The sequence below is a fragment of the Gulosibacter chungangensis genome, from assembly GCF_008831155.1.
GTDB classification, from domain to species: domain Bacteria; phylum Actinomycetota; class Actinomycetes; order Actinomycetales; family Microbacteriaceae; genus Gulosibacter; species Gulosibacter chungangensis.
This window is the reverse complement of sequence record NZ_WBKB01000001.1, coordinates 683,273-694,417: the sequence shown is the minus strand read 5'-3', so window position 1 is coordinate 694,417 and position 11,145 is coordinate 683,273. Positions and strand designations below refer to the sequence as shown.

Annotated in this window: 13 protein-coding genes, 1 tRNA gene and 1 pseudogene; all 15 read right to left on the bottom strand. The window is 65.8% G+C overall.

Going from position 1 to position 11,145, the window contains the following annotated elements:
* Nucleotides 1-81 precede the first annotated feature (81 nt).
* A complete protein-coding gene (trxA, locus tag F8O05_RS03155; RefSeq protein ID WP_158051262.1) occupies nt 82-405 on the bottom strand; it encodes a thioredoxin in 324 nt (107 codons plus the stop codon).
* 95 nt (nt 406-500) lie between these two features.
* Complete coding sequence (locus tag F8O05_RS03150; RefSeq protein ID WP_192497006.1) at nt 501-1,121, bottom strand: CueP family metal-binding protein; 621 nt, start codon at nt 1,119-1,121, stop codon at nt 501-503.
* Nucleotides 1,122-1,230: 109 nt separating this feature from the next.
* A complete protein-coding gene (locus F8O05_RS03145) occupies nt 1,231-1,830 on the bottom strand; it encodes a DUF305 domain-containing protein (protein WP_158051261.1) in 600 nt (199 codons plus the stop codon).
* Between the two features lie 100 nt (nt 1,831-1,930).
* Nucleotides 1,931-2,362: a DUF6153 family protein gene (locus F8O05_RS03140; protein WP_158051260.1), complete on the bottom strand. Its 432-nt coding sequence runs from the start codon at nt 2,360-2,362 to the stop codon at nt 1,931-1,933.
* 388 nt (nt 2,363-2,750) lie between these two features.
* A complete protein-coding gene (locus F8O05_RS03135; protein WP_373695280.1) occupies nt 2,751-3,140 on the bottom strand; it encodes an ArsR/SmtB family transcription factor in 390 nt (129 codons plus the stop codon).
* Between the two features lie 119 nt (nt 3,141-3,259).
* Nucleotides 3,260-4,261: a cation diffusion facilitator family transporter gene (locus tag F8O05_RS03130; RefSeq protein ID WP_158051259.1), complete on the bottom strand. Its 1,002-nt coding sequence runs from the start codon at nt 4,259-4,261 to the stop codon at nt 3,260-3,262.
* Nucleotides 4,262-4,654, bottom strand: a complete 393-nt coding sequence (locus tag F8O05_RS03125; protein ID WP_158051258.1) for an ArsR/SmtB family transcription factor — start codon at nt 4,652-4,654, stop codon at nt 4,262-4,264. It lies immediately after the preceding gene.
* Between the two features lie 376 nt (nt 4,655-5,030).
* A tRNA-Cys gene (locus F8O05_RS03120) sits at nt 5,031-5,104 on the bottom strand.
* Nucleotides 5,105-5,116: 12 nt separating this feature from the next.
* Complete coding sequence (locus F8O05_RS03115) at nt 5,117-5,635, bottom strand: carboxymuconolactone decarboxylase family protein (RefSeq protein WP_158051257.1); 519 nt, start codon at nt 5,633-5,635, stop codon at nt 5,117-5,119.
* A 24-nt stretch (nt 5,636-5,659) separates the two neighbouring features.
* Nucleotides 5,660-6,004, bottom strand: a complete 345-nt coding sequence (locus tag F8O05_RS03110; protein WP_158051256.1) for an ArsR/SmtB family transcription factor — start codon at nt 6,002-6,004, stop codon at nt 5,660-5,662.
* 139 nt (nt 6,005-6,143) lie between these two features.
* On the bottom strand, nt 6,144-6,455 hold the full coding sequence (locus F8O05_RS03105; RefSeq protein ID WP_158051255.1) for a metal-sensitive transcriptional regulator: 312 nt from the start codon (nt 6,453-6,455) through the stop codon (nt 6,144-6,146).
* Nucleotides 6,456-6,654: 199 nt separating this feature from the next.
* Nucleotides 6,655-8,901 (bottom strand): heavy metal translocating P-type ATPase, encoded by a 2,247-nt coding sequence (locus F8O05_RS03100; RefSeq protein WP_225735698.1) that lies wholly within the window; start codon nt 8,899-8,901, stop codon nt 6,655-6,657.
* Nucleotides 8,902-8,962: 61 nt separating this feature from the next.
* Nucleotides 8,963-9,406 (bottom strand): annotated as a pseudogene (locus F8O05_RS03095) (YdhK family protein); the annotation flags it as partial.
* An 80-nt stretch (nt 9,407-9,486) separates the two neighbouring features.
* On the bottom strand, nt 9,487-9,807 hold the full coding sequence (gene fdxA / locus F8O05_RS03090; protein WP_158051254.1) for a ferredoxin: 321 nt from the start codon (nt 9,805-9,807) through the stop codon (nt 9,487-9,489).
* 116 nt (nt 9,808-9,923) lie between these two features.
* Nucleotides 9,924-11,144: an MFS transporter gene (locus tag F8O05_RS03085; RefSeq protein ID WP_158051253.1), complete on the bottom strand. Its 1,221-nt coding sequence runs from the start codon at nt 11,142-11,144 to the stop codon at nt 9,924-9,926.
* Nucleotide 11,145 lies beyond the last annotated feature (1 nt).

The window sequence follows — 11,145 nt, the reverse complement described above, 5'->3', positions numbered from 1 at the left end:
GGGGTCAGGTGCGCGTATAGCGCGCGGCTCGCACTCTTAGTGCCAACCGTGTGGGGGTCGCTAGCGCAGACGGAAGCGTCGTCAGATGATCCCGCCGAGGCGTGCCTCCATCTGGGACTTGGGCATAGCGCCCATGACCTCCCGAACGACCTCGCCACCCTGGAAGACCTTCATGGCCGGTATTGAACTGACGTCATAGCGGGAGGCCAGACTGGGATTCTCATCGACGTTGAGCTTCACCACTCGCAGCTTGCCGTCCTGTTCGGCTGCGATCTGGTCGAGGATCGGAGCGATCGCGCGGCATGGACCACACCAGGGTGCCCAAAAGTCGACAAGGACAGGGATGTCGCTCTGCAGAACGACCTTGTCGAAGGTCTGGACGTCAACGCTGATCGCTTCGCTCATGGTGATTGGTTTGCCTTCCCTTTGATCTTGCGTGCGCTGGCGCTGGGCCCATTCCCTGCAACGTGCTACCCCTGGGGGGTATTCCAAGACGGGTGTCAGGTCAGTTGCATCGTGGTGATGCAGGTCTGTGCGTCGTCGCCGGCCGTGGAGATGCTGGAGGTGACGGCTTGTCCTCCGCGCGTGATGGTGATCGTTGCTTGAATGTCGCGAGGTAGCCACAAGCCGGCAAACCCGTTGTCGAAGGTTTGCATGTTCTCGTCGAAGATCGTCTCGCCCGTCTCGGAGTTGGTCACGACCACGACGACGTCTACGTTCCGCAACTCTCCGACGCAGCTCGTAGGGCTGTGGTGGAAGCAGTCGTGAGTCTGCGACTGATAAGGAGCGATGGACACGTAGATAACGTCGCTGGGGAGTGCGACCTCGACTGCGTGCTTGTGCTGGTCGGTCAGGGTCAGCGCCTCTGCCGTGATCGAAGTGGTGAGGCCGTCTGGGCGGTCAGTCAACGGCATTGAATCGAGTGCGTTGACGAGCTGGCCGACGTCGAGACCATCGAGGTTGTGCTCGGCAAGGATGTCGTTGTCGGTGCTGATCGGGGTCGACGTTGATGAGGCTTCGACGCTCGCGCACCCGCTGAGCATGATCGCGCCAAGCGTCAGGGCTGCTACAGCAATGGCTCGGATGCGGACACCTCCAGGGAACGGTCTGAGTCTGTTCATGGAGTTCCTTGCTGTGTCTGTTGGTAGCGGACGGGGATCGCGTGAAGTGGATGCCGCGCGACGTAGAGGTTGGGGCGGCCGGACGGCGAGCCGACCGCCCCAGGGACGATTACAGGCTCTTGAGCATCTCCTGCATCTCCTGAATCTCGGCCGTCTGGGCCTCGATGATCTGCTCAGCGAGCTCGACGGCGTTGGTGTTCCGCCCATCCTTGACCTGCGCCTCGGCCATCTCGACGGCGCCCTCGTGGTGCTGGATCATCTGCTCAAGGAACAGCCTCGACGCGGTTGGGCCGTCGGCGGCTTCCAGCGCCGCCATGTCCTCCTCGGACATCATGCCGCCCATGCCATCGCCGTGGTCCATCCCGCCCATGTCGGGGGCGGACGCTCCCCACGCCTTGAGCCAGTCATTCATCCGGTCGATCTCCGGCCCCTGGGCGTCCTTGATCTTCTGTGCCAACTCGGTGACCGCCGGGTCAACACTGTTCTTGGCGAGGATGACGTCGCTCATCTCGATCGCCTGCTCGTGATGGACGATCATCATGGTTGCGAACATCTCGTCCGCGGCGTTCGCCTCGGCCGACACTTCAGCCGACGGCACCGAGGACGATCCGGACGACTCAGTTCCGGACGGCGTGCTGCTGCATCCAGTCAATAGCAGGACGGCGGTGATGGACGCGGCGGCGAAAGTAGCAATTCTGGCTTTGCTCATGGTTGGTATCTCTCTTCTTGGTCGATGGGTGAAGCGCCCGCCGAGCGGTAGCGGGCGAGCAGGCGTGCTCCTGCGGTTGAGGCCGAGGAGCGCGCCACCATCAGGTCCGACTGATCGAGAGGGCTATGAGCGAGGGTCTGAGATGAGGTGGGGCCGGTTTTAGTCTGGGCTTCCGTCGGACAATGCGCTGGATGCGGACTGTCACCCCCGAGGGAAGGCGGAGCACACTGAGGCCGAGCACGGATAGGAGCACCATGCCGCACATCAGCATCATCCCGACGCCGTCGGAATCGTGCTCTCCGCAGCTCACACACGCATCGACGGCGTCGTTGGTCGTAACAGGGGCGTGAGTGGACCCGGCGACCGTATGGGCGGAGACAGCGGTCGTCGGCGGCGCGACGTGGTTGCTCGTGAAGGTGTGCATACCCAGCAGACCACCGATGACGAGCACGATGACGCCGCCGAGCAGCAGCAATCGGGCGGCGCCAAGACGCGCAGCGACTTTGCGAACGCACCCGCCTCTATTGCCCACGAGTCTAGAGTACCCCATAGGGGTACCCGCTATCCGTGATGATCGGGTGAAAGGACGACCGCGCGTCCTGGATGATGTCGATGTATGCGCTCGAGGCCGGAACCGGTTCGGACCGCACCGCCGACGCCCCAATACCTCACCACTCACCCCCGGAGCACCGCTACCGGACACCTCTCAGACCGGTGAGTCCGAGGATGACGAAGGAGCCGCGCTCAAGCGGTTCGCCTGCGTGAACGTCGAACCGGAGCGTTTGGATTGGCTGGACCTGTCCGGCCCGAAGCCCGCAAGGTGGCGCTTCGTCCGTAAGGGCCGCGTGGAGCGGGCTCGCGATCGTTCCTCGAAGCTCGTTGAGACCGGATGTAGCAATTGGCAAAGCTGCGGCGCCGAGCTACTTCTTGCTTCCTCTATGCGCTTTCGTCTGATGCTGAGCGCAGAGCTTCACCGCGTCGCCCGTCAGATTGAGGAACTTTTCCGCTGCCGTGAACAGCTCGATGAGTGCTTCCGGGTGCTGGAGGGAGTAGATGGACGCTCGACCTTCGGGACGGGAGACCACCAGTCCGGTGTCCTTGAGGCTGGCGAGGTGCTTGGAGACGGTGCTCTGCGAGAGCCCCAGGTGCTCGGTCAGGTCAACGACGCGATGCTCACCGAGCTGGAGATGCTGAAGGATAACTAGCCGCGAGGGATCGCTGAAACTGTGAAACAGGCAGGCCGCGGCCGTCATCGCGGAGACCTCGTCGGCCCAGGCTGCCGGGGGTGCCGCCGCTTCCTTCATCGCCATATGTCGATGATACCCGTGTCTGGGATGGATTGTCGGCGTGTTCCCCGCTCGATGGTGACGGCGGGGCGGTCATCGATCGCCCCGCCGTCCGACTTCTAGTCCTGCGGAGGAGTCGGGCCTCAGTGACTGTGCCCCGCGTGCTGCCCGCCGCTGACTGATGGAGCATCGGTCAGTCCCGCGAGGTCACGGTGCATCGCGCCCTCGTGCTCCAGGTGCCCCGGCTCCTCGAGCTGGACGGTGGAGTGCTCGATGTTGAAGAGCTCGCGCATGCGTTCGGTGACCTGGTCGAGGATCTGCGTACCCCGCCCTTGCTCGTGCGCGTCATCGGTGAGGATGATATGTGCGCTCATGACGGGCACTCCGCTGGTCAGGGCCCACACGTGGAGGCTGTGGACCGCCTCAACGCCGTCCGTTCCATCGATCTCCTTGCGGACCTGCTCGATGTCGATGCCATCGGGGACGCCCTGCAGGATGATATTGATCGCCTGCTTGAGGAGCATGAATGCCCTGGGGAGGATGATCACACCGATCGCGGCAGCGGCGATCGCGTCACCTTGCTTCCAGCCGAGCGTGATGTTCAGGATCCCCGAGACGATGATCGCGGCTGCGCCGATACCGTCGCTCATGACTTCGAGGAACGCGGCTTTGACGTTCAGGCTCTCCTTCGCTCCGCGGCTGAGAATGATCAAGGAGATGGACGCACCGATCAGGCCGACGACCGCGAAGGCGATCACGCCGCCACCCTCGACATCCGTGGGGTTGAACCACCGCTCGACGGCCTCGACCAGGATGATCCCGCCCAGCGCAAACAGCAGGAGGCAGTTGATCAGCACGGCGACGATCTCGGCGCGCATCATGCCGTAAGTGCGCTTCTTCGATGCCTTGCGTGCGGCGAGGAACGTCGCGATCAGGGCGATGAGGATGCCGCTGGCATCGACGGCCATATGCCCAGCCTCGGCCATCAGCGCGAGGCTGCCGGTCACGGCGGCACCGACGATCTGCGCGAGGATGATCGTGGCGTAGATGCCGAGGACCACCATCAAGCGGCGGCGGTGGCTTCCCGTCGCGGTCTGCACGGCATTCTGGCCGCCACCGTGGTCATGATTGTGTCCGATGCCCATTTAGTCGTTCTCCTTTTCTTGGATGGGGTCGTCTTGTGGGGTTCTCAGATGCGCGCAGAGCTGGGAGTGCGTGCCTGCGGCACCGAGAAGGTCTTCAGCGGACGCGATAAGCGAACGCAAACGTGCGGGGTCAGCGAGCGAATACCACGACGACCGGCCCTCTGGCTGCATCGTGATGAGCCGGCAGTCCGAGAGGAAGCTCAGATGCCTGCTCACTGTGGACTGAGCGAAGCCCATGTGGTCCACCAAGTCGCGAACTCGGTGCTGGCCAGAGGCGAGGTGCTGCAACACCGCGAGGCGTGTCGGGTCGGCAAGGGCCTGGAACAGGTGCGCGTACTCGGCCGTCGCTCCACCGTCCACGGCACTCGTTCGAGCCTCACGATTCATCGCCATGTAACGATGCTATCGCTTTATGACACTGTTGTCGACATGTGACGATGCCACTCTGGCCCGACGGCCATGTGTCGGACTTGCGCCAGCGGCTCGGCGCGCCGCCTAGGTGGTCCCGCCGCACCCGATCTCGAATCGCCCGATGGGTGGCGTTGACAAGGGCGTGATCGACAGGGCGACCTCCGCAGTGATTGCCGCCTGCATCGCGGTCGTACGTGGGTTGGGGCGGGCACCGGGTGCTGGTCGAGGTCTTCGTCGAACCCGATGCCTCGACGTTGAGGGCGGGCGGCGGGGTCAATGACGGGCCTTCGAGCCGGAGTCGTACGCACCGGAGCGGGGGCTCATCGCAGTCGCGGCTTTCCCTACCCGTTGCGACCTCTGGAGGTGCCTACGGGATTCGAACCCGTGTGGACGGCTTTGCAGGCCGCTGCCTAACCACTCGGCCAAGGCACCGTTGCGTCAGGGCTAATTCCCTGGCGTGAGTCCGGCGAGGAGATTGAACGCGCCGGTGAGGATGTTGAGTGAGATGACTCCGACCACATCGGCGACCTCGCGGTCGCTATACCCGAAGTGGCGCAGCCGCCCGATCTGCTCGTCGGTGATGGAGCTCGGCTCACGGTAGACCTGGAGTCCGAGCTCGATGATCGCCGCGACGGCTGGATCGCTGGACTTGCCTTGATGGGCGAGTTCGATGTCCTGCTCCGGGACGCCGAGAGATCGGGCTGCTGCAACATGGGATTCCAGGCAGAGGCCACACCCCTGCTGCGCCTGCACGGCAATCGAGATCAGCTCGCTGGTCTTGCGGGCGAGCTTGGCCCGGCGCATGGCCTTGCTCAGCTGTAGGTAGCCACCGAGCACCGCGGGCGAGTTGGCCATCGTGGAGACCATGTCGCCGACGGTCCCGTGCCGGCTGACGAGGTCGCCGAGCAGCTCACGAGAGGCGCCCACGGCGGTGTCCGGGGTCAGTCGAGTAAAGCGGGGCAAGGTTCCTCCTTTGTCGTTGGGCACCTATCTGGTCGCAGCGTGTGCTTGTGAGTCGGCCTGGTGCTGGGCATGGAAGATGGCATTTGCCGCCAATGAGCCCGCGTGCCCATTGGCGAGCTGGTAGAAGTCACGACGGCCATCACGTTCTCGGGCCACGACGCCCGCCGACTCGAGGGTCGCCAGTTCTTGTCCGACCTGCTCGGCCGGGAGGTCCACGATGTCGGCGAGGTGGTTGGCCGACATCTCTATGCCGCGGAGGGCGAGGATGATCTTCACACGGATCGGATGGGCAAGGAGGGCGAAGACTGCGACCGCGGAATCCAGGTACGGCGACTCATAGGTCGCGTTGTCGTGGTAAACCTCTCTCATGCTCGCCACCCTACCCCCTACCCCTACTGGGTATCAACGGAGTATCGCCCTGACACACTCGCACCGGCCGCCGAGCAGCGTGGCTACGGGCCGACAACCGGACTCAGTGGCGGATTCCGAACTGCCTAGCAGGGCCGAGTCAAGAGCGAACGAGCCGGTTGATCGCGTCGGTGGCTTCTTGGATCTTCGCCAGGGCTGCTGCGTCGTCGCCGAGCTTGGCCGCATCGAGCACGCAGTGCTTGAGGTGGTCGTCCAGCAGGCCTGTTGCGACGCCTTGGATCGCACGGGTCAGCGCGCTGATCTGGGTGAGGATGTCGATGCAGTACTTCTCCTCGTCGATCATCTTCGCGATCCCGCGTGCCTGGCCTTCGATGCGCTTCATGCGCTGGAGGTACTGCTCCTTCTCGGTGATGTAACCGTGCTGTTGTGCTGCGGCGCTTTGCGATGACATGGTCGGTTCCTTACCTTCTAGGCCCCACGGGACTTGCTCGCTTTCGGAGGGAACCCCCTACCGGTATTAGGGTAGCCGTCCCGGCGACGCGGTGGCCTGAGCTTGGGGACAGCACCGGATCGGTCAACGGGGACGGTGTTGGCGAGAGCTTCGACTGCGGCGCGGTCAACGACGACGGTCGCGCTGAGACGATGCGTCCTCAAGTCTTCTCCCGTCGCAGACTTCCGTTCAGGATCGCCTGGGTACTAGCTGCGGGACTCAGGTCCAGACGTCGCAGCAGCTGCGCGTTGAGCGCGACCACGACGGTAGACAGCGACATCAGGACGGCCCCGACGGACATGGGCAGGACGAACCCCACTGGGGCGAGCACGCCAGCGGCGAGCGGAACGGAGATGAGGTTGTAGCCGGCCGCCCACCACAGGTTCTGCTTCATCTTGCGGTAGGCGGCCCTGGACAGCTCGATCACCGAGAGCACGGAGCGCGGGTCCGAGCTGGCGAGGATGACGCCGGCCGAGGCGATGGCGACGTCCGTGCCGGCGCCGATGGCGATGCCGACATCGGCCTGGGCGAGAGCGGGCGCGTCGTTGACGCCGTCTCCCACCACCGCGACCTTCTTGCCCTCGTGCTGCAGCTGGGCGACCTTCGCGGACTTGTCCTCGGGACGGACACCGGCGAACACCCGGTCGATACCGAGCTCGCGGCCGACCTCCTGCGCCACGGCCTCCGCGTCACCGGTGATCATGACGACCTCGACGCCAAGCTTGTGCAGTGCGTCCACGGCGTCGCGGGACTCGGGACGGACCTCGTCGGCGAGCTTCAGGCCGCCGATCATGGTGCCGTCGCGGACGACATGCAGGATGATCGCGCCCTCGGCGCGCCAGTCGTCCGCGATGCTGGTCTCGGGCTGCCCGGCCTCCTCGAGCAGGCGCGGCCCGCCGACCCGGATCTCATGGCCGGCAACGGTCGCGGTGACACCCACAGCCGGGGAGGAGGTGAACCCGCTGGCCCGTTCGAGCCGGAGGCCCTTGTCCTTGGCGGCGGCGACGATCGCTTTGGCGAGCGGGTGCTCGCTGTCGGCCTCGGCGGACGCCGCCAGGGCCAGGACTGCGTCGGCGTCGAGGTCGCTGGCGGGCTCGACGCCGACGACGGTCGGCTCGCCCTTGGTGAGCGTCCCGGTCTTGTCGAACAGCACCGCGTCGATCTGTCGCATGGACTCCAGCGCCAAGCGGTCCTTGACCAGGACGCCGCCGCGGGCGGCGCGCTCGGTGGCGATGGACACGACGAGGGGGATCGCGAGGCCGAGGGCGTGCGGGCAGGCGATCACCAGCACTGTGATCGCCCGGACCACCGCGGCATCCGGGTCGCCGACGGAAGTCCACACGACCGCGGTGATGGCGGCGGCGATCAGCGCGAACCAGAAGAGCAGCGCGGCTGCACGGTCGGCGATTCGCTGCGCATGCGAGGACGAGTTCTGCGCTTCGGCGACGAGACGGTTGATGCCCGCCAGGGTGGTGTCGTCGCCGGTGGCGGTGATCTGCACCCGCAGCCCGGAGTCGGTCGCGACGGTGCCCGCGGTGACGGCATCGCCTTCACCACGGGCGACCGGCCGCGATTCGCCGGTGATCATGGACTCGTCCATGTCCGCGCTGCCGTCGACGATGCGGCCGTCGGCGGGGACGCTGCCGCCGGGGCGCACGATGACGACGTCCCCCACGGCAAGGTCGCCGGGGGCCACCTTGACGACGTCGTCGCCCTCGACGCGCTCCGCCTCATCAGGCAGCAGCGCGGCCAGCGAGTCCAGCGCCGAGGTGGTCTGAGCGAGAGAGCGCATCTCGATCCAGTGGCCCAGCAGCATGATGACGATCAGCAGGGCCAGCTCCCACCAGAACTCCAGCTCGTGGTGCACCAGTCCCAGGGTCGCGGCCCAGGAGGCGAAGAAGGCCACGGTGATCGCCAACGCGATCAGCAGCATCATCCCCGGCTTGCGGTTCTTCAACTCGCTCCAGGCGCCGGTGAGGAACGGCCAGCCGCCCCATCCGTACATGACGGTGCCGAGCACGGGCGCAATCCAGGTCGCCCAGGCTGGCACGTCGTAGCCAAGCAGCATGCCGAACATCGGCGAGAAGGCGACCACCGGGATCGCGATGATGAGGTTGATCCAGAACAGTCGTCGGAACTGGCCGGCGTGGTCGCCGTGCCCGGCGTGGCCTCCGTGACCGCCGCCGTGGCCCCCGTGACCGCCCTGGCCGCCATGTGCTTTGTGGTCGTCGCGCGCCACGCATCCGGCGTGGTCGCCGTGGGCGTTGTGCTCCATCTTGTGGCCGTCGTGCACCGCGTGCGCGCCGGGCCGGCTGTGGGACGCCGCTGCGGCAGCGTGGTGCTCTCCGTGCGCAGGCACGCCAGTAACGTCGCCCTCGTGATCGTGGTGTGCGTTCGGATCTGTCATCACTCTGCTCCTCCGCGTCCGGATCGCCCCCAGATAGTCCTCTGAGTGCATCGTGACCGGCTCAGGACGCCGGCTGGATCTCGCTCTCAACGACCCACTTGTGGTTCGTCATCGTCATCCCGTGGGCTTCGTAGTCGACCATGTAGACGGTCTCGTCGCTGGAGTAGGCGATCGTCGCGTGCGCGCCCTCCATGCCCTTCATGTGCTCCGCGAGCAGGGTGACCTCCGCGCCGTCAGGCAGTCGCTGGTCACCGGCGTCGCGGATCTCCTCCTGCACGACCCACCGATGGTCGGTGACGGTGTCACCGCCGGTGGTGGGCGTGTAGTTCACCGAGTAGGTGTAGGTGTCGTAGGCTCCGGCGATCGTCGCCCGAGCCCCATCCATGCCCGCCATGTGGTCCGCCGTCAGGGTGACGTCGGTGCCGACCGGGTACGTCGGATCGGCGGCTTCCTTGATGCCCTCGGGCGCGGGTCCGCCGTCCATCGGGTGGTCCATCATCGAGTGATCCATGTCAGTGTCACCTTTCCGTCAATGCTCTAACCTTATACCCCTAGGGGGTACTAGACAAGGGTGGAGGCGTGCCGCTAGTTGTCCTTGACGGGCAGGGCGGCAATCAGCGGGTGGTCGTAGCCGGTGGGTCCGACCTTCGCGGCTCCGCCGGGTGAGCCGAGCTCGTCGAAGAACTCGACGTTGGCCTTGTAGTAGTCCTGCCACTGGTCGGGCAGATCGTCCTCGTAGTAGATGGCTTCGACCGGGCAGACCGGCTCGCATGCGCCGCAGTCGACGCACTCGTCGGGATGGATGTAGAGCGACCGTTCACCTTCGTAGATGCAGTCGACGGGGCACTCGTCGATGCAGGCGCGGTCCTTGACATCCACGCAGGGAAGCGCGATTACGTAGGTCATGGGCTCTCCTATCGGTAGCAAGCGGATGGGGGCGTTCGCTCAGATCGCCTGCGAACGGGAGTGGAAGTCGCATACCCGAACGCGAACCGGCGCGGCCTGCGCAGCGGTGCGTTCGATCATGAGCCGCCCCCGCGTGATCGCGACAGATGCCGATCAGGGATACGCGCGCGTAGGACCGTGGCGACGAGACTGAGGACGACGATGACCGCGCCAAGCACGATCATCGTCCCGGTCAGCGTCAGTAGTGGCACCAGCAGCCCAGCGATGATGGTCGGCACTCCGAAAGCCAGATAGGAGATGGTGTAGACGACGGCCATCACGGCCGCCCGCTCTGAGGCGGCCGTGTGCGGCATGAGCGTGCGCAGCACACCGAGGAAGGCGGTGCCGAACCCGGAGCCGACGACGGCGACCGCGGCCACGTAGGCCGGGTAGGAGTGCAGTGCGAGCGCACCGATGCTCGCCACCGTGCCCAAGGCCAGCGCCGTGGCCGCGTAGAGGCTGATGGTGCGCGCGGATCGCTGCTGGAGCAGGCGGGATGCGACCACGCCGGCGATGGCCAGAGCGGCGATGACGATGCCCGCGTGAGTGTGCGTGGACCCACCGAGCTCGGTCTGCACAAGTCCCGCCCCGAGGGCTAGGAAGAGTCCGTTCGTGGCCCAGCCAGCGATGATCGCGGGCATGCCGGCGGCGAGCATCCGTCGCAGATGAGGTGGCACGGTGAACCGCGGACGCAGGTCACTTCGTTGTACGCAGACTCTGGAGACAAGCTCGGGCGTGCTCCAGACGGTCGCGGCCACTAGGACGAACGCGACGACGAGGATTCCGAAGACGGCAACCGCCGGGCTGGTGGTGAAGTCGAGGAGGATCGCGGCGCTCAGCGCACCGGTAGCGAGGCCGAGCATCGGCCCGATCGTGTTCCACAGTGCTGCGGCGTTCGGCTGCGTCGGCGGTTCGAAGTCGATCATCATCGCCGAGAGCGTGGGGATGAGGATGCCTGCGGCGAGTCCTTGCAGCGCCCTGGCGATGAGCAGCATCGTCAGACTCCCGGCCCACCAGAACATAACCAGGCTCACGGCGAGCAGGAGCGAACCGGCCATCACGACCGGTCGGCGGCCGATGCGGTCGGAGACTGAGCCGAGGTACAGCAGCGCACCCAAGAGGGTGAACGTATAGACCGCGAACACGAGCGTCGTGGCGACCGGGATGAGTCCGAGGCGGTCCGCGATCTGCGGGTAGAACAGCGAAGGTGCGCTGGCGGCGGCCATCGTGAGGATGGTGGCCGCCAGCGCGAGCGCGAACCCGCGTCGTGGGGTCTGGCTGGTACAGACTCCCGGCATG

Bases quoted from the DNA above. Each gene is read 5' to 3' on its own strand.
- fdxA (WP_158051254.1), bottom strand. From the start codon at position 9,807: ATGACCTACGTAATCGCGCTTCCCTGCGTGGATGTCAAGGACCGCGCC.
- F8O05_RS03100 (WP_225735698.1), bottom strand. From the start codon at position 8,901: ATGACAGATCCGAACGCACACCACGATCACGAGGGCGACGTTACTGGC.
- trxA (WP_158051262.1), bottom strand. From the start codon at position 405: ATGAGCGAAGCGATCAGCGTTGACGTCCAGACCTTCGACAAGGTCGTT.
- F8O05_RS03130 (WP_158051259.1), bottom strand. From the start codon at position 4,261: ATGGGCATCGGACACAATCATGACCACGGTGGCGGCCAGAATGCCGTG.
- F8O05_RS03125 (WP_158051258.1), bottom strand. From the start codon at position 4,654: ATGGCGATGAATCGTGAGGCTCGAACGAGTGCCGTGGACGGTGGAGCG.
- F8O05_RS03105 (WP_158051255.1), bottom strand. From the start codon at position 6,455: ATGTCATCGCAAAGCGCCGCAGCACAACAGCACGGTTACATCACCGAG.
- F8O05_RS03145 (WP_158051261.1), bottom strand. From the start codon at position 1,830: ATGAGCAAAGCCAGAATTGCTACTTTCGCCGCCGCGTCCATCACCGCC.
- F8O05_RS03085 (WP_158051253.1), bottom strand. From the start codon at position 11,144: ATGCCGGGAGTCTGTACCAGCCAGACCCCACGACGCGGGTTCGCGCTC.
- F8O05_RS03110 (WP_158051256.1), bottom strand. From the start codon at position 6,004: ATGAGAGAGGTTTACCACGACAACGCGACCTATGAGTCGCCGTACCTG.
- F8O05_RS03135 (WP_373695280.1), bottom strand. From the start codon at position 3,140: ATGGCGATGAAGGAAGCGGCGGCACCCCCGGCAGCCTGGGCCGACGAG.
- F8O05_RS03150 (WP_192497006.1), bottom strand. From the start codon at position 1,121: ATGAACAGACTCAGACCGTTCCCTGGAGGTGTCCGCATCCGAGCCATT.